We start from the raw sequence: 23,223 nt of genomic DNA, 5'->3' as shown, positions 1-23,223 counted from the left end.
GTCACGCCACCTGTATGTAGCCGATGTCAACCCCGTTCACAACCATACGCATACGACCAGCCCCCGGATCCCAGCGGAATTGCAAAGCGGGTATCCCGCCAGATGCCGCAGTCACGATCGGATAGTTACCCGCCGCCTGCTTGCTGCTTGGGTCAAAGTTCCCGCTCGTCCAAACCGCGCCCATGCTGGTGCTGTCTACCCCCAAGTTCACCCGCGAGCCGTCCCAAGCCATCGATACAGCATTGCCCGAGTTGTTGAGTACATACCCCGAGCCGCCGAAACCGCCTCGGATAGATACCTTGCTCGAGATGCTAGGCGTGATGACGTTTGCAAAGTATGAGCTGAGCGTCCCGCCCCACGTCCCGCCGATCAGATCTCCTGAAGTTGTCAACGTCGCGCTTCCGCTGCCGGACGAGATGTTCCCCGTTGAGACAATAGACGGGGCCGTGATAGGCCCTGAGAATGCCGCACTCGCAAGGTTTGCCTTCGCGTTCAAGGCGGTTTGCGTGGCGGTGCTTATGCCCTTGTTTGCGTCGGAAGTGTTATCGACGTTGCCCAGCCCAATACTTGCTTTGGTAATAACTGCGGCGTAAGCCGACCCATTCCATTCCTGTGGCCCAACTCCACCACGATAAATAGGACCGATGTTAGAAGTCGGTGCGGCGTTGTAGATGGGTAGCGCAGGCTGCCAAGACGCAGTTGTCCCGTTCGTGGTGAGGAACTTGCCAGCCTGCGACGCCTGGCCTGGCAAGGAAGACTGGAACTGAGCCTGATCCACGTAGTCATAGATCGCCTGGCTATTCCCGGCGAGCAGGCGGAAGTTCGTCCCGTCGCATATGACCATCGTCATGCAGTCAGCGACAATCGCATTCGCGCGAATGGGCGTACCCTCCGGGTTGACGATGGAAACAGCCGCTAGCGAGCCAACCTTGAGCGTCGCGGCCCCGGTGTTCGCATGCGTCGCCTTGAAGACCAGCACGGTATTGGCTGCATACGCTGTCGGTGCCGGGTCCACCGTCACCACGTAGTCGTTTGCCGTCGCGCCCTGCGCTTCCGTGCCCGCCAGCAGCACTTCCGCGGCGAACCCACCAAAGCAGTGCTGCAAGACGTTCTTGAGCAGGCGCAGGTGATCGTCGCCCTCTGACTTCGGGCTAGACCCATCCGGCTTGGTCGGATCCAGTCCGTTGATTTTTGTAGTGTTCTCGACCGCCATTATTGCCTCGCCCGTCCAATAGCCAGTGTTCCACCTGCGAATCGCGCCTGATCGTCCGCGAGCTGGATACCTTGAATAGCGGTATCGCCACGGTCCTTCCACATCTGCATACGCGCGTCGTTCAAGAGATAGGGTTCCGCCTCCGTCAGCGCCCCGAACAGGTACGCATCAGGGTGATTGGCCAATACCCAGTTGCTGGGCATATCAGCGGTCAGCGACGGAATCCGCGCGTAATAGCGAAGGTTCACCAGGCCGGTATCGCCGGACACCAGGATGGAACCACCCTCTATCGCGTAGAACCCGTTCTCGACCTGGCTGGGTCCGAATTGCAGGGTCGTCATGAAGTTCAGCCCATCCTTGCCGTCGTCGATGGCGATGGGCTCGAGGAAGTCGTCAGGCAGGACAACCGAGCCGCCATAGACGGTGAGCGCCGCATATTTCCGCTGGTTCGTAGTCCGCAGAACTCGGTTCATGCGGGCCTCAAAGAGGGCGATGAAGTCCGGAATCCGTGCCTGCTGGTCCTTACGCTTGATCCACCCAGCGATGGAGGTCGTCAGCGCCGTGTAGCTCTCAAAGCTCATACCTGGCCCTTATCCACACGGAAATGGCTGTGATCGGGATCATTCAAAAACTCTTTCAAGATCCGGTTGTCCTGCATCACCGCGTCAAACGTCACGCCGCGCTTGATCGCCCAGGCGTTCAGCACCACAGCTGGGATCGACGCCACATGCCTGTCGCCCGAGGCGGTGCGATGAAAGCCCTCGTTGTGGAGTGCCTTGGCAAACTCCAACTCGGGCTCTACATCGGCTACCGTTTCGATGGCGAAACCCTCTTCCAACTCATGGAATCGGGTGACTTTTCGCGTTTCAGCGGTCAGGATTCGTCCGGCCATAAAAAAAGCCCGGGTTTCCCCGGGCCTCTCCCTCTCGTTGCGGCTTAGGTCAGGTCGCGGACCGCAAAATTTGCCAGCGGCGCATCGCACTTCAGCGTCCATTCCGTGTTGACCAGACGCTTGCGGTTGTCACCCGTCTTCGCCAGGTCCTGGCCCTTCATCGGGCGCAGGGTCAGAATCGACCACTTCGCCGTATCGATGCCGAACACTTCGCGCTGACGCTGATAGCGGCTGTTGACGACCTTGTAGGTGCCGAAGTCACCCACGTAGACGTCGATGGTCGCGTTCAGCTCCTTGCTTTCGGTGCGCTGGAACTTAGTGGAGTTCGCGTCGAAGGACGAAAACACCGGACGCTGCGACGAAGGCACGTACAGGGACAGGCTGTCGGACGCACCGGCATCCCATGCCTTGGTCGCGGCTTCGTTCAGCAGTGCTTCCGTGAACGCGCGTTGCGTGCCATCGGTCGGCGCCGTGTTGGTGACCGGGTTGGGGTCCGCGCCACCCGTGCCGATGCTGGTGTTGCCGTAGATGAAGCCCAGCACGCCGCGCGACTGCGGGGCGGTCGTGGCGTCGCCAGCGATGGCGGTCGTGTTCTGGAGCGCGGCGAACTCGATATCGCGCTTCAGTTCCACCATCTTCTTGGCGTCCTGGTACGCGACTTCGGATTTGCGGCCGGCCTTGTTCACCGCTTCCTGCGTCTCGGTGATGGCGTACGTCTTTTCCGAGATTTGGGTACGGTTACCCAGGCGGACGGTCGGGGTCAGCGCGGCCGGAGTGGCCTCGTTACCCTGCACCACCTTGTTGTTGCTGGGCGTAGCCAGCGCGTCGGTCTGCCATTCTTCGAACGTGGCTTGGGCCTTGCCCTTGCCGATGGCCGACACGAACGGGGTTTCCTCCGGGCTGATCCGATAGATCTGGTCCGAGAGGGATTCGCGGTCACCTACTGCGGTGTAGGTGTCAAAGGAATTGGCGAGTTTTGCCATGATTTCATACCTTTCCAGTTGCCATGAGCATTTCAGCCAGGCCACCCACGGTGGGTTTGGCATTGAAACGCTTCCTGACGGTTTCAATGGTCGAAGGCGGGGTCGAACGGGTCTGCTTGGCCGGCTTTTGCGGCGCGGCGGCAGCCTTCTTCACCGCTTCGGGCTTGCGGTTTTGCAGGTCGCGGAACTTCACTGCGTCATCCAACATGCGGAAGACGCGCGGATCGGTCACGCGGCTCAATTCCTCGGGCTTGAACCCATAGGTCTCGACAGCGTGCTTGTTCCAGGCCTTCAGACGATTCCCAAAGTCCGGCATTTCGGCAGACAAGACTTTCGCCGCCTCCTGCTGGCCCTTCGCGATCCGTTCAGCCTCTTGCGACTGCATCAGCTGAGTTGCTTTGCCGAGCCGTTCAGACAGGTCCTGCGCGGTCTGTCGGGCGGTCGATAGGTCGGACTGCACCAGGGCGTAACGGGACGGGTCATCTTCGCGGTTGATCTGCTTGAGGGCAGATTCCAGATGCGCCACCGCCGCGCGGGCCATGTGCAATTCGCCAATCTTCTCGCCATACAGGTTCAGCGCTGCGACCTGCTGTTGAGCTCGGTTCTGGATCTCGCTTTCCGCCTGCTCACGTTCGCGTGCGAGGCCCTGGGTCTTCTGGCGGTAATCCTGCTCCCGCATGTAACCCTTCTGGAGTTCGGACTCCGGAACCTCGTACTCGGTACCATCGGCAGTCTTCCACTTGACCACGCGGTCCTGCGGCGATTCCTCTTCAGGTTGATCGCCCTCACCATCCTCGGATCCTTCCGAATCGGCGCCCTCGTCGTCAGCGGCTTCCCGCTCCTGGCTCTCGCCGCCTCCTTCTTCCGCCTCGGATTCCGTCTCCGGGTGATCCTCTTCGGTTTCGGGTTCATCGCTCATCTGCGATTCGACGGCTTGCGCCAGGTTTTCCAGGGTGAAATCTTCAGGCATTGCTTGCATCCCTATAAGGTTTGACTCCGATCAACAAAAAAGCCGCCTCAGTGGGCGGCTAGTCGGTTGGTCTTTCTTACGGCTGCCATCAAAGGGCTGGCAGCAGGCCCATACTTGAATCAGTGCTTGGAACCGTCGCTGTACTGCGCGGATGGCGAGCCCTTGGCGACTCGGATCCCAGCGTCACGGCCCTTGTAGATGCCATTGGTATCCGGCGCATGCGGATGGGTCAGGCCGGTCACGACCAGGCCGATGGCAGCCGCGGCGTCTTCATGCTTGCGCACGAAGGCGTCGAAGGGCGGTAGGCTTTTCAGATCGACGGGCTTGGGAACCTCGAGCTCGGCCTTGGGGGCGTAGTCCACGGGCTGGTTGCCGTGTTGCGCTTCGCCCACGACAGGCGGGTTGGCTTCCACGATGCCAGCCGGTTGCACGGGCTCGACCTGCACGGTCGTCTCCGTCACGGCGTCGTTGGTGCCGCCAGTCTGCTGGTCCTCGACCATCTTGTCGTTGACCGGCTGGGAGGCAGCCTTGCGTTCGGCGTCGATATCCTTCGCCTGGGTGTCGGTTTTCTTAGCCATGGATGTACTCCTTGATGCGTTGAAGGAAGGTCTTCGAAGGCGGCGCCATCTCCAGCATGTGCCGCGCTGCTGCCCCGTTCTGCAAATACGCTTCGAAGGCAGCGATAAACCGGTTCTTTGCCTGGAGCATCCGGTACAACTCTTCTCGGTCGGCAGGACCTAGGAGCGTCTGTCCCTCACCTGCCCACAGATCGTGGATGTGCTGGTCCATTAGCGACAGCGCTTCCAGTACCAGCGGGTCTTGCATGATCCGCTCAGCCTGGATCGATCGGTCCAGGTCCTGCTGATCCTTGTCATTGAGCTCCATGCGGAACCTCCGGGCGGCTCAGGTTGGCGACAGTTTCCAAGTCCTTGCGATCCTGCTCGCGGGATGCCAAAGCGGCCTTGCTGCCCGCCTCAGCCTGCTCGAGCCCGAGTTTGGCTTTGGCAATCTCCAGCTGGACTTGAGCCTGTTGCAGCTTGACCTGTTCGATCTGGAATTCCAGTTGGCGCGCTTCGCGGTCGGCCTGAACCTGCATCTGCTTGCCCTGGAGCTGAATCTGGGCGGATTGGACTTGCGCCTGGGCCAATGCTGTGGCGTTCGGATCCTGGTCGCTCTGCCCCTGCGGCGGCTGTGCCGGGGCGTCCCCTGGGTCGGTGAAGTACTTGTCCACGTACTTGAGCCCGGCAACCTTCACCAGCTGGGCCAGCGTGTTGTAGACGTTCTTCATCGTCACCACGGGCGCCTGCGCGCCGATCGCGGTCTGCTGGATCGTCAGCACCTGGTTAAGGATCGCGACCATCTGCGACTTGTCGCCGGAGCCCAGGCCCGTCTCGATGGTCACGTCCATCTCAGGCGACCAGCCCGTGGGGTCCATCTGAACCCATTGGTTGCGCAGCTTGATCGTCGCCGGCTTATCCTGGTTCTCCGTCACCAGCCGAAGCAGAAGACGGAACAGGTCTTTGACGCCCGTCTCAGCCATGATGCGGGCCATCATCAGCTTGCGCCGGTCGCCGGCCGTCATGATCTTGCTGACGCCCGTGGCGGTCTTGTTCAGGCTGTCCGCATCCAAGCCCTGGTTGTACCGGGTGATGCCGGTACGGGCTTCCCTGCGGCTGTCCATGAACTCGATGCCCTGAAGCGCCGAGTCCGCTACGTTGGTGGTCACCAGGGGCGAAATGGCGTTCTGCATCGGCTGCTGGCCCCGGACGATGCCGCCAATCCGATTGTTCAGCAGGTCGTCCAGGTTCACCCCAGCCTGGGTGTTGACGTACGTACGCGGATTGTTCGCCAGCATCAGCGAGTCGATGTACTGCCGCTGCATTGCCGTGCTGGACTGCTGGATCGGGACCACAGGGTCGGCCAGGGCCATCCCCACCAGCCGGTGCGGGATCAGGATGGGCGACATGACCACAAAGTCGTGGTCCTCTGCGTCGTCGTTCGCGAGCGTCAGGTTTCCGCCACGGACCACCCGCCGCCATTCCGCGATCCCGTCGCCGTCATAGTCCAGGCGGATAAAGCCGTCGAAGACCAGGACTTCCTCGGTCGCCTTGTCCGGCCACTCCTGGGTGTCGCGGTTCGATTCCGTCTCGTCGTTGGCAGTCTGGGCGATCCCGCCATCCTCGGACAGGATCGTGTCGAACGACTGCACTTTCATCACGTCCGACTTCTTGTACCCAGCCTCCAGCATGTCGGAACGGGACATGTACTTCATCTCGCCCACGATGTCAGCCGCGCCGATGTTCTTCGCCCGTGGCGTGACGATGAAGTTCTCAGGCTGCACGTTGTCGATGTAGACCCGCCCTTTCTTGCGCGTGGTCTTGATCGTCACGTCGTACAGCTGCCGAACAGGGCTGGCCAGATACGCCTCGACCTGGCCGCGCATCTCGGGCGCCAGGGTGTTCAGCACCTGGGCGGCTTGCTCCCGGGCAGCCACATCCTGCGGGTCATCCTGCGTGGACTGCTCATCGACTTCGGCGTCAGGGTCAGCCAGCAACTGCGTCAGCTGGTCCTCATCAATGCCCGTATAGTCCTTGCGCGTGACCTTCTCGCAGGTCGCCCAGTACGCCCGGACAATCCCCATCTTCGACAGCAAGGCGTCCTTGATCCAGGTATTCATGATCAGGAAGCCGGGGTTTTGCTTCAGGAAGATGTAGTTGATGTAGTCGGTCGCCTGCTGCGCGTAGGCTTCGTCCTCCTGGCCCACGGGCTCGTACTCAGCCACGTTGTCGCCGGAGAGGAAGATTTCGATCAGGTCGGGGAGCGCAGACTCGACGGTCTCGTATACGTCCCAGGACACAGCCTGGGAGCGGCCAGCAGGCGCAGGTTCAGCCCAACCCAGGTAATACCGGTAGTTTCGGTCCCGGTCGTCCTTCAGGTGCTCTTCCTGCCAAGACGCGGCCTCGTTGATCTGGCTATCCAGGATCTTGTGGAATTCTTCGTCCGATAGCTTCGGCATCAGAACGTCCCCAAGTCAGGATAGCGGAGCGGTCCGCCCCAATCTTCGTTTGTCATCTGGTCAGCGTTGATTGCGATGTACCGCAGGTTGTCCGCGCCGTGGCTCCACTCGTCATGGAGCGGAGAGCCTGGCTCGTTGGTTTGCTGGTTGATGCTACGGCGGTAGCGCTTGGCGCACTGGACGATGCGGTCCGCCTTTACCTTGTCGAACACCATCTGCGGGAAGGCCATGCGGGTCAGCTTGATACCCTCTTCCACCCGCAGATTCGGCGTGATCTTCACCGTCCACCCCAGCGCCTCCATGATTTCCTTGGCGCTCTTGGCAGTCTTGAAGTCCTTGTGCTCGCCGTCGTGGGGGAGGAACATCGTTCCCCAGTTAATGTTCAGCTTGCGCAGCTCGGCCGACCACCAATCCAACGTCTTGTGGCTGTCTTCCAGGCTGGTGATGACCCGTATCTCGCTGCGGACCTTCTGGACCAGGGACACGAACATCGCGTCGTTCCAGCCCAGATCAAGGACCACATGGACCTTGAGCATCGGGTCATACGGCACGCTGGCGATCCGCCCGTCATCCTGGGCTGCCTGGATCTCGTCGTAGTAGATCGCCCCAGCCACGGCCGGCAGGCACTTCCCTTCCCATATCTGCGCGTAGCCCTTCGGGTCGCGCTTCAAGCAGTCAAGCCGCTCTTGCTCCAGCACTGCCGGGAACCACGGGTTGTCGCTGAAATTGATCTGGACGACCACCGCGTTATCCGGGGGATTCAGCACGAAGCGCGAATAGGTCTCGTCCGTCTCCAGCTCGGGATTGAAGGACACCCAGATTTCCGAACCGTCCTTCCGGATCGTCGGAATCAGGATGCTCCAGGAACGCTTGCTGACGTTCTTGGCTTCCTCGACCCACACAATATCGACGCCCTCATAAGACTTGATCGATTCGGCCGTCTGGTCAGACAGCCCAGTAAAGATGAACTCCGTACCGTTCGCGCCGCGTATCTCGGTCGCCAGCACTTCGTAGAACCAGCCCAGGCCAATCCCTTCCACCTGGTCGGACAGCAGCTTGTGCACGGAATCCTTGATCGACTTCTGCACTTCCCGCGTGCAGAGGATCCGGAGCTTTCGCTGCGAGCCTAAAGCCAGCAGCGCCCGGGCGAACGACCACGACTTTGCCGAACCCCGCCCACCGTGCGCCACCTTGAAGCGCGCAGGACGGAACAGGCACTGGAGTTTTTCAGGGAACTCCAGTACCGGTAGATCGCGGGCGCCCATCTATTCCCCTGGCGCCTTGAACTTGATCGTCAGAGCCATGTTGATCGGCTCTTCCGGGTTGCCTACGTGCTCGATCTTGTCCCCGTACTTCTTCGGGGCCATCTTGGAGGCCAGCCACTTACGGGCGTCCACACGCAGGCGAGAGCGGGCCACCACGTCGTGATCGGTCCGCTTGTTACCTTCGTCGTCCACATAGGTGTCATTCAGGCCGTCATCCGCAATGGACAGAATCTCCTCTGCCAGCTTGTCGGCCTGGGCTTCCCTCGCGCGCGCGTATTGCTCACGGAAGACGGCGTTGTCTGCCAGCCACCGCATCACCGTGGTCATCGAAGGCAAGTCTTCCGCCTTGCAGATCGTCCGCAGGCTTTCCCCTTCAGCCAGACGAGCGCATATCAGAGCTGCCGTTTCATCCGTGTAGGAGGAAGGACGCCCTATGCTCATGTCTCAGTCAATAAAAAAGCCGCCCAAAGGCGGCTTTGCCACGCGCGCAACCTTAGAAACCGAGCGGAGCGATGTATTGCCCGCTCATCTGGATAATTTCATTGGTTGCGGCAAATTTGCCGGTGATCCGAAAGGACCGGTCCTGGGCGGACCCCTCGCAGTTCACCCGGAAAATCTGCTGCCTCTGGGCATGAGTCTCCACGTAAATCTGGGCGGACACCTCCGCGCTAACGACGGTGGCGCCTTGCCCGGTTCCGCTTTGATTGAGCTCGCCCTCGTAGATGAACAACTCATCTCCGCCGCGCACCTTGTTCTTATCGAGAACCAGGACGCCAACAGAGCTCCCAAAGGGACCAACAACCTGCGTCCTATAGAAGCCATCTCGAAGCATACATATCTCCTCAGGTTAAGGTCAGAGGAGTATATCCACGGATGAACGCTGCCCACTCAAAATAGACAAAATGCAAAAAACCCGCTCAGTTTCTTGGCGGGCTTACGTTTTCTCAGGGCGAACGAGCCCCGACCCCGATATTTTGGACGAAACGTCAGCATCTTGCAAGCCAATCATGCGGCCATCTGGAGCATGCCGCGCCGGCGCAACAGCGGCACCAGGTCAAGCTTTGCCTGCTGGTAGTGCTGGTGCGCCTCTTCGAGCGTCATGCTAGGGTTGCGCAGCACACGGGCATCCGACGCCTTCTCGGCCATGCTCAGGCCCACCGCTGCCCGCGCCTGCCATGTCAGCTCGTTCAGGCATGCGTCCACCGCCTCGGCATCTGCTGCGCGTAGCCTGGAGTCTATCTCGTCCCCGTCCGCATAGACATCGCTGCTGTCCGCTCCGCGCCCATACGGCGATACCTTAGGCGCGCCCAAAGCTGGCCGGTACGCCCTGGCCCACTCGTACCAGGTCATCAGCAGTTCTTCGATGCGCTCGCTATCGTCTCGGTCCATGACCATTACCCCCTTTCTCCAAATCGCCCCAAAGGGGTCTGCCTTCAATTCACGCCGCTCTTTGTTGCGCTTGCCCGCCTCTATCCGCTCGTAGACTTTGGCGGGATCCCCCAGCTCCCAGCGATGGCGCCAGGTCATCAGAACTCCTCCATGTCCCAGCCGCCGCCCTTTGACTTTGGACGTGGCCGTACTGCGATGAACTTCAGCGGAAAAATTGAAGATGCCACCTTAATCTTCACCCTGGCATCCTCTTGCCAGAACCCTTTGACCTCATGAGCCTCCAACTGCCCCCCAGGCTGCATGACGATGAAATCCGGCGTGTAAAACGTGTTGTCGGCTAATCGGAACTTCATCCCCTCAAACTTGTGCCAGAGAATCCCTCCTACGGCCTGGAGCTGGGATAGGTAGTCGGCATATGCCTGTTCGGTCTTGTTGAGCTGTCCGGTCTTGAGGCGGCCCAGGGCGAAGTTTCGATTCATGCCACCTCCGTATACTTGCTCATGAAGAACTGCGCCACGGCCTGCACCATGAAAGCCTCCCACTCGGACCCAGCCGACTTCTCATTCATCCAGTCTCGGCACTCCTGCATGACGTGGACTGCCTCGTGGCAGAGAAGCGCAGCGACCTCGATAGGCGTCTTGTCTTCCAGCATTTCATGGTCAAGGCACATGATCTGCCGGATGGACGTACCCTGCTCGAAGGTATGCACGCAGGCCGGCGAGCCAGCCGTGAACGGAGGAGCCCCTGTCACCCTGAGCCGCCTCATCTCTTTCTGGAACTGGCCAGGATCGAAGCAGGCCGCAACAACAACCGGCATGGGCATCAGCTCGAAGTATTCCAACCTGCTCATCGCACCCCCTGGGTGACATTCCACATGGCAGTGGCGAAAGGGCCGAACAGCGCACGGTCAGCCCATGCGGCCATAGCCTGAATCACCGCGCGGTCCGCAGGCGGACGGGGCAGCGAGTATTCCGCGTCTTCGTCGCTCCCTATGGCCCAGATCGCAGCCGGTCGCTTGCCGTTCACACTGGGCTCCCAGGAGTCAATATGCACAATCGATTTCTTGTGCATGTCAGACAGGAGTGAGGCGACACTCCGGGAGTTCTTGTCAGTCTCCAGGGCGATCCTGGATGTGGTCATATTCCCCTCGTACTCGAGGAGTTCTAAGATCTGTTCGCGGATGCTTTGGTTGCTCATCGATCTTCCCCTAACAGGTCCAGCGGAATGCACCGCTTGTCAGATGTGTATTGAAGGGATTGCGGGTCGTACCAAAGGTTGATCTTCCCTTCCCATTCCCCGTGGCGGTTTTTGTCGCAGATAAGCAGTGCGTCGGGGGCGCTGGCATTCTTCTCGTCCAGCTGGGCTCCACTGCGCTGCGCCTGCTCGACGGCCCGCTCCTTGGCCTTGTTGCGCCATACCGTCAGAACTTGATCGACCTGATCCGAGATTGCCCCGGAGCCCTTGGCATCGAACTTGCCCGGCACCTTGTCCTCGTTTTCAGCCTTGCGGACGTGGTGGACAAGGTGGATGTGGACGTTGTGGTCACGAGCCAGAGCCGTGAGCATGTCCACGAAGTCCTTCTGCCCGTTGTAGTCGTCTTCCCCGCGTACGCACTTCATCAGGCTATCGATGACGATATGCTTGATCTTGAGCTTGTCGGCGCAGTACCGGATGACCGCATACATCATCTCCGGCTTGACCTGGCCCTGTTGGTCGTAGAACCAATACTTCCCTTCCAGCCAGTCGATTAGGCGGTTCGCCATCACTTCGCCCGGGTTGCCGTTCCTGGACGCCTGCCGAAGCATCCGTTTCAGCGTAGACAGCGGCTTCATCTCGAAGCTGGCGACGCACACCTTTTCGCCCTGGGCGGCAAAGGACATCGTGCTTTGCCCCAGGAGCTGGCTTTTCCCGTGGCCGTTGATCCCCTGCCACAGCGTCACTTCTCCGCCGCGGAATCGGATGTGCTCGTGAGTCTTCCCCCACGGAAGCTTTGCCCCAGACAGGGAATGCCCACCCTGGGTAGAGGCGATCAATTCGTCGCGCCACGCCTCGGGCGATAGCACCTTCGCCTTGGGTTCTGCATCGACCATGTATTCCTGGAAGTTCATGGACGATGGAATGATGAGTTTTTGGACGTTGCTCATTCCGGTTTCCAGTGCAGCAGCTCGTCGGTCACGGCCAGGATTTCGGCAGGATCGAACTGCTGGATGCGGTTAAATGCTGCCCTGACACGCCTGTGGTTCAGACCCACCACATGCACCAAAACCCCGTGCAAGCAGCGGAAATCCAGCGTGGCTGGGTTGTCGGTTGGCAGAACGTCAATCTCCGGCAGGAACCCGCTGTTCATCAGGTTCTCAGGGTGCGTTCCCTCGAAGTACCGGGGCTCGGAAGCCAGGACATGCACCACCACGCTTGCAGGGGTGTAGCCCCGCATGCGCAGTTCGACGATTGCGTTCTGCCCGGTCATATCCCACCCTCGAAGAGTTCTGATCTACCCCCGTCCGCAGGAACACCGTCCTCCCAGCGGGATTGATTCAGATACGTCAGGGGGGCAGGTTCAAAACCGTCACGCCAGGATTTCGACGACTTCAACGCCTCGACGTGGGCAAGGATCTGGTCTGCAACGTCATCGAGCCTTCGGGCCCTCCACTTCTGGGCACACTTGGCCTTTGCCACCTTCCGCTCGGATGCTGGCCAGGTATCCCAGAATTCTGCAAACCGGGCAGGCAAGGAGGCGTCAGCCGACGTATGTTTTTTCTTTGAAGATGAAGAAGAAGATGAAGGGGTTGGATCTTGGTTGGAGGTTTGCTTATCCTTTTGCTTAACCTTATCTCCAAGCAAACTCGGGTTTCCTCCAAGCTTTCCAGCCTCGGCCCTTACGTTCCGGATATGCTCGTCTCTAACCATCCGGCGCGAGAACACCACACCATCGTCCGTGAACGATGGGACGCCGGCCTCGGTCAGTTCTGCCAGCAGCTTCCGGTAATCGCGCTCAGATACGCCGACCAACCGCGCAACCTGGGCGGGTTTCATCGGGTTGCCATTGATCGCCAGATGCCCGTAGGGCTCGCACTCGTGCATCAGGCAAAGCAACTCATGCCAAAGCCCACGGGCTTCCAGGGAGCAGCTCTGAAGCGCGGCATCCTTGCGCCAATCGCCGGGGTAGAACTGGAATGCAGGCCGCTTCATGCCGCCTCCCCAAACACCAGCTGATAGCCAGCCTCAGCCTCGTCGGGCCACTTCCCGAGTTGCATGATCGCCAGCCGAGTCCGCTTGATGCCGTCCTCCAGGTAGGCGTCACGTATCATTTTTGATACGTTATTAGCGCTATCGACCCATTGATGACACATCCAGCAGCCCCAGGCCGCAGCCCAGTCATGGCTCTTCAGTCCCTTGGCTTTGCCAAACCGGGATTCGTTTGCGTGGCACGCCACCACCGTGGCAGGGTCGCCGCAGCAGACACCAGGGACGCGAATGAGGCAGGGCTGACCCGCTGCCAGGTCCAGCAGTTCGCGATTGCGGTACAGGGTCTTTGTCGGGCGCGGAGTGCGGCGACGACGGCGGATAGGACGGGAGCGGCCTAACATCACTGGATCCATCCCGGCATGACAACCTTCTCCGACCAAATGACGTCGTGCTCCGCGCCGAAGTGGAACAGGAAGTCGATGACCTCCGTCATTTCCTTGATCGTCATGGAGCTGGTCGAAGTCCCAAGCATCACGAAGCCACCGCGTACACCCGGAGCCATGCGGTTCTCTTCCCGCAGACTGGCTGTGATGATGGTCTTCCACTCTTCTGGAGAGAGCTTCTCCGCATGACCATTGACCGTCCAAACGACCTGCTTCGACACGTCGCCCAACATCGCCCACATACGTGCGTTCTGCTCCAAGCTACGCTTGGATTCCTTGATGTGGACGTAGACCCCATCAGGTGCCGCAGCAATCGACTGCAGAACCTTGGGGCGCGTGACGGGGGTGAGGCGTATCGGGCGGTTGTTCATGGTTAATGCCTCGTCTGCTGTTCTTCCAACAAGCTGCGGAAGCTCAATATCTCGCGGGCTTCCTTGAACTTCGGATCCTTCTCGGCGCGTCGATCCAACGCTTTTAGGGTTGTCTCCATGTTCTTTCCTGCCTTGGCCCACTCTTCGCGGGCCACCTGTGTTGCGTACTCGTGCGCCTGGTCATGCGTCATTCGGTGTCCTCGTCAATCACGTACCGCACCAACTTGATTCCCTGCCTGCGATTCAAGAACTGCTGCATCGCGTGGTTTCCCAGCACCTGCTCCGCTACGGCCAACTTCTCTGCCGGCAGGTCGGGATACCGCCGACCGTGCTTGTCGTACACCTTCGGATTCAGCCACTGGCTCACATGAGGCGGATGGCATTCGATCAGCGCGGCGAAGCGCTCTTTCGTCATTGCCTTGTCTGCCCGGTGCTTCCAGGCCAGTTGGACGGCGTCGCGGAATGTCTGGCATTCGCTGACTTCCGCCTTGTTAACCAACTGGTGCGGTGCTACGTAGGTAAGTTGTTGAGATGCGGTCATTTTTTTTGTTCGCGGTTAGAAAAAAACAATGGGATTACGACTAGAGTTACGAGTTGAACTGCGGCTAAAAAAGAGCCCATCAACAATGGATGGGCGCATGAAGAAGCGATCAGGCGGAATTTCGAACGCGCAAGAACTCGTGGAGCTGGCTCCGCGACCGAACCTTGCCGTGGCACAAAGCAGCGCCCACGACCATGTAGCTGCGGCCCTTATCGAGTTCATGCGGCCATTGAGAAATGGCGCTGCGCGTGAACCCAAGAGCGCGGGCAAGCTCGGCGCCATTGCCAAACAGATCGATCGCGTTTTGCTTAGTCAGCGTGGTCATGCAGAGCCTATTTAGCGTATGGATATTTCGCTCAACAAGCATACCGAAAGTTGGCTCAACAGGCAACCGGTTATTCTGCTAACCATGACCTCGTTGCAAGAAAGACTCAAGGAAGCGATGGCCGAAGCCGATGGCGGCAGGGGCATCAGCCAATCCGAATTAGCGCGCCGCGTACGGGTGACGCGAAGCGCCATCGCGCACTGGGTATCCGGAGCGGTGACCGAGCTGAAAGGGGAAAACCTGATCGCCACGGCTGGCGCGTTGGGCGTCAATCCGACTTGGCTAAGTCGTGGGACTGGTCCTAAAGTAGGAGCTTCGGCACAACTAGCAGAAGGGAAAGTGGCTGTCTGGGACCGTCCTGAGGACTTGCCCGAGGGAGAAGAACGCGTCTGGATAGACCGCTGGGACTACAGGGTGAGCGCAGGAGACGGCGGTGTACAGTGGGAAATAAGGGAAAAGGCAGCCCTACCCTTCAATGTGGCCTTTTTCCAGGCGCTTGGGTCCAAGCCAGCCAATTGCAAGCTGGTTATGGTGCGGGGCGATTCGATGGAACCATTCCTGTTTAACAGGGACATGGTGATGGTCGATGTGACCAAAACAGCGGTGAGGGATGGCGTTGTCTACGCCGTGCTGTTCGAAGATGAGCCGCTCGTAAAGCAGGTATTCAAGAAGGCTGGCGGTGCGCTGATGCTGCACTCCTACAACAGCAAGTACCCGGACCGCGACGTAACCGTTGAGGACATGGAGCGGCTACAGATAATCGGAGAAGTCGTCTACCGGTCAGGGTCCGGTTTCGCCTCCAATTGAGAATGGACAGCCACAAGTCCAACAACTTCGATGCGTTGCGCATCATCCTGGCGCTGATCGTGGTCGGCGCGCACGTGGCCGACGTCACGGGGCTTCCGGACTTCCAAACCTTCCGGCCCTTCTTCGATTCAGATTTCGCGGTCAAGGCATTCTTCGTGGTCAGCGGCTTCCTGGTCATGCGGAGCTACCGCTCCAGCGGATCGCTGACCGAGTTCGCGGAAAAGCGGCTGCGGCGGATCTATCCCGCGTACCTATGCGCGATCCTGCTATGCCTGGTCATTGGCGCCTGCCTGACGCGGTTGCCGCTGGGCGACTTCCTATCTTCTCCTACGACTTGGAAATACTTCGCATTCAACGCGATCTTCCTCAACTTCCTACAGCCGACACTACCGGGCGTCTTCGAGTCCAACCCCATGCCGGCGATGGACGGCGCGCTCTGGACGCTCAAGATCGAGGTGGCTCTGTACTTCTGCGTCCCGGTCATCTTCTGGCTGTTCAAGCGCTTCCGCGCCCTGCCTGTGGCCCTGGTCATTGCCGCTGCCAGCATCGCCTGGGCGTACTTCTTCCTCAGCCACGGCTCCGCCGAACTTGCCCGCCAGTTCCCGGGCCAGCTCTCCTTCTTCGTCCTCGGCTCGCTGCTGGCGATGGATGGGCGGATCTTCGCCAGGGCTGGGTACATCGCCCTCGCGTCTGGGGTTGTCTTCTGGATGGCCCGTGGCACGCCCTGGGAGCCTCTCGTTCAACCGTTCTTCTACGCCAGCTTGACGATCTTCCTGGCGACCGGCGGAAAGATGCATTTGTCGGCCGGCCGGCTGGGCGACGTGTCGTATGGCATTTACCTGTACCACTTCCCCATCATCCAGGCGCTGATTGCCGTAGGTGCGTTCGCCAACCCGTGGCTGGGGCTGGTCGATGCCGTTGTGCTGACCTTGACCGCCGCCTGCCTGTCTTGGCACCTGGTGGAACGGCCTCTCCTTCGCCGCTCATCCGTGGGCATCCCGGCCGGGGCGCAGGCATGAAAAAGCCGCCCGGAGGCGGCTATTCATGATCATTCCAGCCTTAGTGAAGCTTGACCGAACACCTTCTCCTGGATGTGCTTTTCGTACTCCTCGCGGCTGTTGGAAACCGTAGCGATACCGGTGATTTTCCCGATCTGAGTTCTCAAGGCTTTAACACCAACCTCGGAGAGAAATTGGTGGATCTTATCGGTCGCCTCTCCGTGCTCAGCCTTAGTGCTTTTCGCCAGCTCGAAAACCTTGCCAGAGCTGCGAGCAAGGGGCTTATAAATGTGGTCGATGGTGAGGTATCGGAACTCCCAGGGGCGCCCACGAACGGGGCGCGCCAACCCGTATAACCTGTACCACTCTTCGTACAGCTCCGGCGTGAACTCCCTCTCGTATTCCCTGGCCTCTTCGCGGACATACATCTTGTATGCCTCGATGACCTCTTCTTTTGTTCGGTTATACCCGGCCAGCGCGTAAACCAAGCCATCAATGCCCGACTTGGCCGAGGCACCAAGTAGCACAGCGGCAGCGTGCGCAATCTTTTGTTGATGCGATTTCAGCGCCTTGTGCGCTTGTGCTTTCGTGATGGCTTGGCAAACATCTATAAGCAGTGTCGCCTCGTAACCGTGGATCGTGATTGGAGGTCCCGCGCCATCGTTACGCCATTGAAAAATAAGGGGATTTTCGAGTTTTTTACGAATCTCCGCGCCAAGGTAAGGCCCCATTGCTTGGCTTTCCAAGAAGCGCGGGAACGCATTGCCTCGCGAAGAAAGTCCAATGGCTTGTCCCATGCCGATCTGGCTGATGACGGCGGTCTTCTTCGCATCGTCAATCACGTAGCACTCAACGTCGATACCGAACTGATCCTTGAAGTTCCCTCGATGGGATGCTTTCAGACCATACCGCTTCTGCGCCGCTCTGCGCGCAATCTCGCTCCGCTCCTCCGGCGATAGCTTTGCGGCCCGCGCAAGCCCTCCCTTGGCTCGGCCTTTGGCCTCAGGTTTCGATTCTTCGTTCATGCAAGCACCTCAATCGGTCGTTGTGCTTGCATTATGAACAGCATCTGCATACTTTGCAAGCAGATAATTATTTGTGTGCTTGCATTGAGATCACTGCGGGTAGGGGTCACTTGTGCTTTTCAACTAACGCAGCCCGCACCTCTTCCCGGACGGCTTGGCGCACGGCCTCCAGGCTTAACGGGGCAGACTCCATGGATGCCTGCAACCGCGCCACTATCTCAGCGTTGGCCGACCGGCCGTTTTCCGCCGCTAGATCGTTGATCTGGTCGCGCATTCCGGGCGGCAGGCGTAGCGTCACCTGGTCCCAAAGCCTGATTCCGGTAGTTCGTGCTCGTGCCATGCGCGGCAGTCTGCCCGCACAGTGATGGATCAAATAGACGCACTGTGATGGTATTCGGCGCCTGATCCGCTGATTGCAACTTAATGACAGATGATGCAATGAATAAACGGCAGACGTTGCCGTTTACGCGGAGAGGGACTATGCACCAACCGAAGAGCATAGAGATAGATCGCTATGAGGAAGCCGTGTCCAAACTGGCCCAACTGGAGGCGCTTCTTACCGCAGCCACTGGACTGGGATTCAGCCACTTCATGGCAATGAGGCAAGACCTGCAAGATAGCTTTTTGATGCTGGCGTTAGACCTGGCACACCAAGCCGCCGACCAACTTTCCTGTTGACTAACCTGCCCACCCAAGAAACCCGCTCCGGCGGGTTTTTTTTCGTCTGTCGCTTTGCCTCAACTTTTTTAGGTTAGTCCGCTTGACGACCACTAAACAACGCATGTATAGTTCTCTCAACACGCAGCACCTACGCACTCACCCACCGCAACGGAGATGACGATGAACCTGATCCAAGAAATCGAAGCCTACGGAGAAGTCCGGGACGAAGGGTGCGTGCTGAAGAAGCAGAACGGCAATTACCAAATGCGCGAGGCCCGCAATGTCTGCGGCCCGCATCGCCATGACCTGGCCGGCGATATCTCCCTGGAGCGCCTGGAAGCGCACTGGGAAGGCTTCAAAGACAACGTCAACGCCTAAGGACTCCCCATGCAAATCCTCAAACGCCTGACCGCCCGCTTCGTCGTCGTTGGGCCGACGGACAAGCGCTACGCCTACACGGAGCGCGGCGTTCTGGAGCAGATGCGCGCGTGCCCTGATCCGAGCGTCGAAGTGTTCGAACTGATCGGTGGCTATCCCGCAGTGATTCCGATTGCGGGGCGCTCTATGCCGCCGAATCCTTGGGATCGAGTGCCGGATTTCGAGTGGATCGAAGCGTAGCCCCTAACGGGGATTCAGGAGAGGAAACAGGAAGCGCGGCACTCCCTCCTAGCCATTCGTCAGCCAAGCGGACTTGCTTCCTCCCCTGAATCTCTGACCTAACACAACGCAGTCCATACCGGAGAACTCCGTGGAAGACCAGAAGAAAGAAGAAGTCGTCATCTCGTACAAGGGCTTCGACAAAGACCTGATCTGCAATCCGGACGATAAGCCGTTCCAGTACAAGATCGGCGAGACCTACGAACTGGATGGAGAGATCGAGGCCTGCCGCCGCGGCTTCCATGCCTGCGAGTACCCGCTGAACGTCTTCGACTACTACGCGCCGGCGGGCAACCGCTTCGCCATCGTTGAACAGTCCGGGCAGATCAGCCGCGAAGGCGGCGACACCAAGGTCGCCAGCTCGCGCATCACGATCAAGGCTGAACTGACGCTGCCGGGCATCATCAAAGCGGCTATCGACTACACGTTCAGCCGCTCGAAGCCGGAAGGTGAAACCGCCACGGGCGACCAGGGTGCTGCTTCTGCCACGGGCGACCAGGGTGCTGCTTCTGCCACGGGCGACCAGGGTGCTGCTTCTGCCACGGGCGACCAGGGTGCTGCTTCTGCCACGGGCGACCAGGGTGCTGCTTCTGCCACGGGCGACCAGGGTGCTGCTTCTGCCACGGGCTACCAGGGTGCTGCTTCTGCCACGGGCAACCGGGGTGCTGCTTCTGCCACGGGCAAGCACGCCGTCGCCGCTGCAGTTGGCACCCAGGGCCGCGCCAAGGGCCTCGACGGTTGCGCCATCGTCGTCTGCTATCGCGACATCGAATCCGACGGCGACGGCTACGGCCGCATCGTTCACATCCGCGCGGCCATAGTTGGCCAGGATGGCATCAAGCCGGATACGTGGTACTCGCTGAATGCTGATGGCGAGTTCGTGGAAGCTGAGTAAGGAGCCCCTCCATGTCTATCCCCCCCGACTTCACCCTGCAGGAGAACCCGCAGATTGCGGAACTCCTGACCGCATTGAAGTATGCGCGCCGTTTCCTCAAGCCACATGAGGTTGATACGGGCTACATCGACACCGTAATCGCCAATGCGGCGGCTCCGGCTGCGCAGGCCCACTACCGCAACGAACTCGCCCTAGACGCTGCTGCGAGGACTGGCGAGACGCCGTTGCGTGAACACTTGCCCGGCGTGCCGGGGATGGAGTGAGAGATGAGCGAACCACTTGAACCGGCCTTCCCTCGCGATCATCGCTACGAGGGCCACAACGGGCTCACGATGCGCGACTACTTCGCAGCCAAAGCGCTCGCTGGGATACTCGCTAACAGCGAGGCTGCAAATGGTGGCGCTGAGCCGATGCTGTCGTATCTGTCCCGGCGTGAAGATGGTGCGGATTGGGTCGCGTCGATGTCATACCAGATCGCCGACGCCATGCTAGAGGCCCGCAAATGAGCGCCCTCCCCACCTTCCGCGAGCCTGACGTAATCAGCGCGACTGTCGACGAAGTGATGGAAGTCCTTCGCCGCCCGTCCGCATGGGATTCAGACCATCACACCCGTATGTGGTGGGTGCAGCGTATCGACGCGCAGGGGCTTATGGATGATCCGGACCTGCACGATAAGGCAGCTTATATCACCGCCGTGGCTCGGGACACCACCCAGTGGACTGCGGACCTTCGCAAGCGCCTTGAAGCAGCCATTGAGCAGGAGATAGCGGAATGGCCGGCTTCTTGATTATCGGCTACCTGCTGGTCGCACAAGGAATAGCGCCGCTGCTGGATCGACTGGCGAAGTGGCACAGGGATTGTGACCCACTGATTGGAGAGACGCATGACTAAAGGATTTATCCCTGACGACTGGGTCATCGCCGCGCGATGCTTGCTTGATGACGCGGAAGACGGCGACGAACCGACGCTGACCCTTACCGCCCGGCAGATCGTTGAAGCCGCCGAGGCCGACCCCGGAGAAAGCCATGGACAACGATGACGACGTGGTGATCGAGGATTGGTACCTGTTCACAGATCCGGCCAAGAAGGTCTTGGACGATGTCGAGGTCTGCTACCGCGTCTGGGCGAATGGCTTCCCGCTGCGCCCGAACCACTGCGTGCGGCTGATCTACGACAAGAAGGCCCAGGCCAGGATTGAGGAAGAAGTCTCGCCCGACATCATGCACCAGGTCTGGGACAACATCGAGCCGGCGAAGAAAGAGGAAGCGGAAGCGCTTCGGAGGATGGCGGCGTGAATCTGACTGGTGATCGTAATCAATGCCAGGGATGCAAGGAGTACTTCAATTCCTCCTTTGCGTTCGACAAGCATCGCACTGGCGAGTTCGGCAAAGACCGTCGCTGTATGACAGTCAACGAAATGCAGACCAAGGGTATGTGCAAGAACGCCGCTGGCTTCTGGGTCAGCGCGTCGATGCCCGAGAAGGTTCTAACCGAAAAGGTGGCGGCGTGAAACAGCACACGAAAGGCCCATGGTTTGGTATTCCCGATGGACACGGCGGAATCTGCATAGACGACGCTGATGGCAGACAAGTGGGATTTGTCAGTCTGCGCAAGGAACAGGAACCCAACGCCCGCCTGATCGCCGCTGCGCCAGAGCTGCTGGAGGCGCTGGAAGAACTCCTGTGGCGTGCTGAGTGCGAACTATCTGACCCAACTACCGAGGTCGATAACGCCCGCGCCGCCATTGCCAAGGCCATCGGAGTCAGCAATGGATGATCTGTGGAAACACGGCTGGAAGCTCGCCGTAATCATCGCCTGCTATCTCCTGGCATCACATTGGGACTACCAGGACTCGCAGAGGGTCAGGACTGCCGAGTACTCGGCGCGTATCGCACACAGGTAACTGGAGAAAGAATATGGGACTGTTGAAGCCCGCAACGAACAAAATGGCCTACGCAAAAGTGGGTCTGTACGGCGCCGCTGGCTCCGGTAAGACCCGTACCGCGACGGAAATCGCTATCGGGCTGCATAAGGCGATTGGCAGCACCAAGCCGGTCGTTGCTTTCGATACCGAGCCGGCGTTTTCCTTCGTCAAGCCGCTTTTTGATGACGCCGGGATCGAACTGCTTGTCGCGGATGAAAGCCGCGCCCTGGCTGACCTCATGCTATTCATGGACGAGGCCGAGCAGGTCAGCGATATCGCCATCATCGACAGCATTACCCACGTATGGCGGGATGCTCAGGAATCGTTCCTGGACCGCCTGAACGAGTCCCGACGCCGCAACGGGCGCAAGCCGCTCCTGTCTCTGGAATTCCAGCACTGGCGCCCTATCAAAGCGGCGTGGGCGGAATTCACTGACCGCTTCTTGTCCTCCAAGATGCATGTCATCGTCTGCGGCCGTGCCGGCAACATCTACGAGTACCAGGACAAGGATGACGGCACCGGCAAGAAGGAACTCATCAGCACCGGTACCCGCATGGCGACGGAAAAGGAACTCGGCTACGAGCCGTCCTTGCTGATCGAGATGGTGGCTCGACGTGAGGCCAACAAGACCGTCAACGTCGCTGTCATCCAGAAGGATCGCGCCGACAAGCTGAACGGCCATGAAATCGACAAGCCCAACTACAACAAGTTGCGCGGGCACTTCGACTTCCTGAACATCGGCGGTCAGCACTTCGAGAGCATGGACCAGCGTGATTCCAAGGAAATGTTCCCCGATGCCGACGAAAGCGGATGGGACAGCGAGAAGCAGGACCGGGCCATCGCTTCCGAGGAAATCATCGAACTGATGAAGAAGCACGCACCCAGCATGTCCGTCGAAGACAAGCAGAAGCGCGCTGAGTGGATGGAGCAGTTTTTCCAGACGCGCAGCTGGACCAAGGTCGAGAACATGCACAGCACCATGCTCAAACAAGGCCTCAAGCAGCTGCGCGATTTCCTGGAGCCTGAACAGCACCAGCAGGAGGCTGCGTAATGGCTAACGATCTGAACCGATGCGAATTCATCGGCCGGCTGGGACGCGATCCTGAGACCCGCTATGGGGCTGATGGCGGATGCGTCGTGAACTTTTCCCTTGCTGTCGGCTGGAAGACCAAAGACAAAGACGGCACCGAATGGGTCCGCATCGTCGTCTTCGGCAAGTTGGCCGAAATCTGCGCCGAGTATTTGACCAAGGGCAAGCAAGTCTATGTCTCCGGCCGCATGCGCACCCGAGAGTACGAAAAAGATGGCGATAAGCGCTATGTGACCGAGGTCGTGGCCGACCAGATGCAAATGCTGGCCGGGAAGGACAACGACCAGGAGCGCGAGCCCCAGCAGAAGCGCAGCAGCTATGCCGACCGCAAGTCTGCGCCGCAACCTTCCCAACCCGCCAAGACGCCGGAGCAGAACCTGGCGGACATGGACGACGACATCCCCTTCTAAGGAGCCAGCCATGCAAGAACACGTATGGATCGTACAGGTATTTTCACGTAGCACCGGCAAATGGGTGAACTACACGATGGCGCAGTCTCGCTCGGAGGCCCGCGAATTCCAGCGCACGACGAGTTTTACCACCCGCATCCGCAAGTTCATCGCTGCGTAAGGA

Annotated in this window: 41 protein-coding genes; 16 read left to right on the top strand and 25 right to left on the bottom strand. The window is 59.6% G+C overall.

Features of this window, described 5'->3' with window-relative positions; genetic code table 11:
• Position 1: 1 nt before the first annotated feature.
• The 23 genes from CAL26_RS05165 to CAL26_RS05060 all read right to left on the bottom strand — a co-directional run bounded on the left by CAL26_RS05165 (position 2) and on the right by CAL26_RS05060 (position 14,594).
• On the bottom strand, positions 2 to 1,213 hold the full coding sequence (locus tag CAL26_RS05165; protein WP_094845806.1) for a hypothetical protein: 1,212 nt from the start codon (positions 1,211 to 1,213) through the stop codon (positions 2 to 4).
• Positions 1,213 to 1,794 carry a phage adaptor protein gene (locus CAL26_RS05160; RefSeq protein ID WP_094845805.1) on the bottom strand — a complete coding sequence of 194 codons (582 nt, stop codon included), beginning with the start codon at positions 1,792 to 1,794 and terminating at the stop codon, positions 1,213 to 1,215. Before CAL26_RS05160 ends, CAL26_RS05165 begins: the two co-directional genes overlap by 1 nt.
• Positions 1,791 to 2,105 (bottom strand): hypothetical protein, encoded by a 315-nt coding sequence (locus tag CAL26_RS05155; protein ID WP_094845804.1) that lies wholly within the window; start codon positions 2,103 to 2,105, stop codon positions 1,791 to 1,793. Before CAL26_RS05155 ends, CAL26_RS05160 begins: the two co-directional genes overlap by 4 nt.
• Before the next feature lie 44 nt (positions 2,106 to 2,149).
• Positions 2,150 to 3,088, bottom strand: coding sequence for a DUF5309 domain-containing protein (locus tag CAL26_RS05150; RefSeq protein WP_094845803.1), 939 nt, complete (start codon positions 3,086 to 3,088; stop codon positions 2,150 to 2,152).
• Positions 3,089 to 3,092: 4 nt separating this feature from the next.
• Entirely contained in the window at positions 3,093 to 4,058 is a 966-nt protein-coding gene (locus tag CAL26_RS05145) for a hypothetical protein (RefSeq protein WP_094845802.1), read from the bottom strand.
• 119 nt (positions 4,059 to 4,177) lie between these two features.
• The gene (locus CAL26_RS05140) at positions 4,178 to 4,636 is read right to left on the bottom strand and encodes a hypothetical protein (protein ID WP_094845801.1); all 459 of its coding nucleotides are present in this window, start codon (positions 4,634 to 4,636) and stop codon (positions 4,178 to 4,180) included.
• A complete protein-coding gene (locus tag CAL26_RS05135; protein ID WP_094845800.1) occupies positions 4,629 to 4,943 on the bottom strand; it encodes a hypothetical protein in 315 nt (104 codons plus the stop codon). The genes CAL26_RS05140 and CAL26_RS05135 overlap by 8 nt, the downstream gene beginning before the upstream one ends.
• Positions 4,930 to 7,074: a portal protein gene (locus CAL26_RS05130; RefSeq protein ID WP_094845799.1), complete on the bottom strand. Its 2,145-nt coding sequence runs from the start codon at positions 7,072 to 7,074 to the stop codon at positions 4,930 to 4,932. The genes CAL26_RS05135 and CAL26_RS05130 overlap by 14 nt, the downstream gene beginning before the upstream one ends.
• A complete protein-coding gene (locus tag CAL26_RS05125) occupies positions 7,074 to 8,339 on the bottom strand; it encodes a PBSX family phage terminase large subunit (RefSeq protein ID WP_094845798.1) in 1,266 nt (421 codons plus the stop codon). The genes CAL26_RS05130 and CAL26_RS05125 overlap by 1 nt, the downstream gene beginning before the upstream one ends.
• Complete coding sequence (locus CAL26_RS05120) at positions 8,340 to 8,780, bottom strand: terminase small subunit-like protein (protein WP_179283255.1); 441 nt, start codon at positions 8,778 to 8,780, stop codon at positions 8,340 to 8,342. It abuts the gene before it with no gap.
• A gap of 52 nt (positions 8,781 to 8,832) precedes the next feature.
• The gene (locus tag CAL26_RS05115) at positions 8,833 to 9,171 is read right to left on the bottom strand and encodes a hypothetical protein (protein ID WP_094845797.1); all 339 of its coding nucleotides are present in this window, start codon (positions 9,169 to 9,171) and stop codon (positions 8,833 to 8,835) included.
• Positions 9,172 to 9,344: 173 nt separating this feature from the next.
• Positions 9,345 to 9,866, bottom strand: a complete 522-nt coding sequence (locus tag CAL26_RS05110) for a hypothetical protein (RefSeq protein WP_094845796.1) — start codon at positions 9,864 to 9,866, stop codon at positions 9,345 to 9,347.
• The gene (locus tag CAL26_RS05105) at positions 9,866 to 10,207 is read right to left on the bottom strand and encodes a DUF1064 domain-containing protein (RefSeq protein ID WP_094845795.1); all 342 of its coding nucleotides are present in this window, start codon (positions 10,205 to 10,207) and stop codon (positions 9,866 to 9,868) included. The genes CAL26_RS05110 and CAL26_RS05105 overlap by 1 nt, the downstream gene beginning before the upstream one ends.
• Complete coding sequence (locus CAL26_RS05100) at positions 10,204 to 10,578, bottom strand: hypothetical protein (RefSeq protein ID WP_094845794.1); 375 nt, start codon at positions 10,576 to 10,578, stop codon at positions 10,204 to 10,206. The genes CAL26_RS05105 and CAL26_RS05100 overlap by 4 nt, the downstream gene beginning before the upstream one ends.
• On the bottom strand, positions 10,575 to 10,925 hold the full coding sequence (locus tag CAL26_RS05095) for a hypothetical protein (protein WP_094845793.1): 351 nt from the start codon (positions 10,923 to 10,925) through the stop codon (positions 10,575 to 10,577). The genes CAL26_RS05100 and CAL26_RS05095 overlap by 4 nt, the downstream gene beginning before the upstream one ends.
• Positions 10,922 to 11,872: a DnaB-like helicase C-terminal domain-containing protein gene (locus CAL26_RS05090; RefSeq protein WP_094845792.1), complete on the bottom strand. Its 951-nt coding sequence runs from the start codon at positions 11,870 to 11,872 to the stop codon at positions 10,922 to 10,924. Before CAL26_RS05090 ends, CAL26_RS05095 begins: the two co-directional genes overlap by 4 nt.
• Positions 11,869 to 12,195, bottom strand: coding sequence for a hypothetical protein (locus tag CAL26_RS05085; RefSeq protein WP_094845791.1), 327 nt, complete (start codon positions 12,193 to 12,195; stop codon positions 11,869 to 11,871). Before CAL26_RS05085 ends, CAL26_RS05090 begins: the two co-directional genes overlap by 4 nt.
• Positions 12,192 to 12,917, bottom strand: a complete 726-nt coding sequence (locus tag CAL26_RS28015; protein ID WP_143277352.1) for a hypothetical protein — start codon at positions 12,915 to 12,917, stop codon at positions 12,192 to 12,194. The genes CAL26_RS05085 and CAL26_RS28015 overlap by 4 nt, the downstream gene beginning before the upstream one ends.
• Positions 12,914 to 13,315 (bottom strand): nuclease domain-containing protein, encoded by a 402-nt coding sequence (locus CAL26_RS05080; RefSeq protein WP_094845790.1) that lies wholly within the window; start codon positions 13,313 to 13,315, stop codon positions 12,914 to 12,916. Before CAL26_RS05080 ends, CAL26_RS28015 begins: the two co-directional genes overlap by 4 nt.
• Positions 13,315 to 13,728: a recombination protein NinB gene (locus CAL26_RS05075; RefSeq protein WP_094845789.1), complete on the bottom strand. Its 414-nt coding sequence runs from the start codon at positions 13,726 to 13,728 to the stop codon at positions 13,315 to 13,317. The genes CAL26_RS05080 and CAL26_RS05075 overlap by 1 nt, the downstream gene beginning before the upstream one ends.
• Before the next feature lie 2 nt (positions 13,729 to 13,730).
• Positions 13,731 to 13,919, bottom strand: coding sequence for a hypothetical protein (locus CAL26_RS05070; RefSeq protein WP_094845788.1), 189 nt, complete (start codon positions 13,917 to 13,919; stop codon positions 13,731 to 13,733).
• Positions 13,916 to 14,269 carry an XRE family transcriptional regulator gene (locus tag CAL26_RS28010; protein WP_143277351.1) on the bottom strand — a complete coding sequence of 118 codons (354 nt, stop codon included), beginning with the start codon at positions 14,267 to 14,269 and terminating at the stop codon, positions 13,916 to 13,918. The genes CAL26_RS05070 and CAL26_RS28010 overlap by 4 nt, the downstream gene beginning before the upstream one ends.
• 109 nt (positions 14,270 to 14,378) lie before the next feature.
• Complete coding sequence (locus tag CAL26_RS05060) at positions 14,379 to 14,594, bottom strand: Cro/CI family transcriptional regulator (protein WP_094845786.1); 216 nt, start codon at positions 14,592 to 14,594, stop codon at positions 14,379 to 14,381.
• Positions 14,595 to 14,612: 18 nt separating this feature from the next.
• Between CAL26_RS05060 and CAL26_RS05055 the strand changes: the two genes are divergently transcribed.
• Together CAL26_RS05055 and CAL26_RS05050 are read left to right on the top strand one after the other, a co-directional pair.
• Positions 14,613 to 15,401 (top strand): LexA family transcriptional regulator, encoded by a 789-nt coding sequence (locus CAL26_RS05055; RefSeq protein WP_256987975.1) that lies wholly within the window; start codon positions 14,613 to 14,615, stop codon positions 15,399 to 15,401.
• Positions 15,402 to 15,403: 2 nt separating this feature from the next.
• On the top strand, positions 15,404 to 16,420 hold the full coding sequence (locus tag CAL26_RS05050; RefSeq protein WP_094845784.1) for an acyltransferase family protein: 1,017 nt from the start codon (positions 15,404 to 15,406) through the stop codon (positions 16,418 to 16,420).
• Between the two features lie 29 nt (positions 16,421 to 16,449).
• On the opposite strand, the gene CAL26_RS05045 is transcribed toward CAL26_RS05050, so the two are convergent.
• Together CAL26_RS05045 and CAL26_RS05040 are read right to left on the bottom strand one after the other, a co-directional pair.
• Entirely contained in the window at positions 16,450 to 17,424 is a 975-nt protein-coding gene (locus tag CAL26_RS05045; protein WP_094845783.1) for a P63C domain-containing protein, read from the bottom strand.
• Between the two features lie 106 nt (positions 17,425 to 17,530).
• Entirely contained in the window at positions 17,531 to 17,764 is a 234-nt protein-coding gene (locus CAL26_RS05040) for an Arc family DNA-binding protein (RefSeq protein ID WP_094845782.1), read from the bottom strand.
• A 140-nt stretch (positions 17,765 to 17,904) separates the two neighbouring features.
• On the opposite strand from CAL26_RS05040, the gene CAL26_RS05035 reads away from it, so the two are divergent.
• From CAL26_RS05035 to CAL26_RS28265, 14 genes are all read left to right on the top strand, one after another.
• Positions 17,905 to 18,102: a hypothetical protein gene (locus tag CAL26_RS05035; protein WP_094845781.1), complete on the top strand. Its 198-nt coding sequence runs from the start codon at positions 17,905 to 17,907 to the stop codon at positions 18,100 to 18,102.
• A gap of 162 nt (positions 18,103 to 18,264) precedes the next feature.
• A complete protein-coding gene (locus tag CAL26_RS05030; RefSeq protein ID WP_094845780.1) occupies positions 18,265 to 18,462 on the top strand; it encodes a hypothetical protein in 198 nt (65 codons plus the stop codon).
• A gap of 9 nt (positions 18,463 to 18,471) precedes the next feature.
• Entirely contained in the window at positions 18,472 to 18,702 is a 231-nt protein-coding gene (locus tag CAL26_RS05025; protein WP_094845779.1) for a hypothetical protein, read from the top strand.
• Between the two features lie 130 nt (positions 18,703 to 18,832).
• Complete coding sequence (locus CAL26_RS05020; protein WP_094845778.1) at positions 18,833 to 19,636, top strand: DUF7666 domain-containing protein; 804 nt, start codon at positions 18,833 to 18,835, stop codon at positions 19,634 to 19,636.
• Positions 19,637 to 19,647: 11 nt separating this feature from the next.
• Complete coding sequence (locus tag CAL26_RS05015; RefSeq protein WP_094845777.1) at positions 19,648 to 19,899, top strand: hypothetical protein; 252 nt, start codon at positions 19,648 to 19,650, stop codon at positions 19,897 to 19,899.
• 3 nt (positions 19,900 to 19,902) lie between these two features.
• Positions 19,903 to 20,142, top strand: coding sequence for a hypothetical protein (locus CAL26_RS05010; RefSeq protein WP_094845776.1), 240 nt, complete (start codon positions 19,903 to 19,905; stop codon positions 20,140 to 20,142).
• Positions 20,139 to 20,423, top strand: coding sequence for a hypothetical protein (locus CAL26_RS05005; RefSeq protein WP_094845775.1), 285 nt, complete (start codon positions 20,139 to 20,141; stop codon positions 20,421 to 20,423). The genes CAL26_RS05010 and CAL26_RS05005 overlap by 4 nt, the downstream gene beginning before the upstream one ends.
• 96 nt (positions 20,424 to 20,519) lie before the next feature.
• The gene (locus CAL26_RS28270) at positions 20,520 to 20,675 is read left to right on the top strand and encodes a hypothetical protein (RefSeq protein ID WP_179283254.1); all 156 of its coding nucleotides are present in this window, start codon (positions 20,520 to 20,522) and stop codon (positions 20,673 to 20,675) included.
• Positions 20,662 to 20,931 (top strand): hypothetical protein, encoded by a 270-nt coding sequence (locus tag CAL26_RS05000; protein WP_094845774.1) that lies wholly within the window; start codon positions 20,662 to 20,664, stop codon positions 20,929 to 20,931. The genes CAL26_RS28270 and CAL26_RS05000 overlap by 14 nt, the downstream gene beginning before the upstream one ends.
• Positions 20,928 to 21,146, top strand: coding sequence for a hypothetical protein (locus tag CAL26_RS28005; RefSeq protein WP_143277350.1), 219 nt, complete (start codon positions 20,928 to 20,930; stop codon positions 21,144 to 21,146). The genes CAL26_RS05000 and CAL26_RS28005 overlap by 4 nt, the downstream gene beginning before the upstream one ends.
• Complete coding sequence (locus CAL26_RS28000; RefSeq protein ID WP_143277349.1) at positions 21,143 to 21,412, top strand: hypothetical protein; 270 nt, start codon at positions 21,143 to 21,145, stop codon at positions 21,410 to 21,412. Before CAL26_RS28005 ends, CAL26_RS28000 begins: the two co-directional genes overlap by 4 nt.
• A gap of 140 nt (positions 21,413 to 21,552) precedes the next feature.
• Positions 21,553 to 22,611, top strand: a complete 1,059-nt coding sequence (locus tag CAL26_RS04995) for an AAA family ATPase (protein ID WP_094845773.1) — start codon at positions 21,553 to 21,555, stop codon at positions 22,609 to 22,611.
• Positions 22,611 to 23,060 carry a single-stranded DNA-binding protein gene (ssb, locus tag CAL26_RS04990; protein ID WP_094845772.1) on the top strand — a complete coding sequence of 150 codons (450 nt, stop codon included), beginning with the start codon at positions 22,611 to 22,613 and terminating at the stop codon, positions 23,058 to 23,060. The genes CAL26_RS04995 and ssb overlap by 1 nt, the downstream gene beginning before the upstream one ends.
• 10 nt (positions 23,061 to 23,070) lie before the next feature.
• Entirely contained in the window at positions 23,071 to 23,220 is a 150-nt protein-coding gene (locus tag CAL26_RS28265; protein WP_179283253.1) for a hypothetical protein, read from the top strand.
• Positions 23,221 to 23,223 lie beyond the last annotated feature (3 nt).

Origin of the sequence: Bordetella genomosp. 9, assembly GCF_002261425.1 — a bacterium.
GTDB lineage: Bacteria > Pseudomonadota > Gammaproteobacteria > Burkholderiales > Burkholderiaceae_B > Bordetella_C.
Note: the sequence above shows the minus strand (reverse complement) of the source record. Positions and strands in the feature narration are given on the sequence as shown.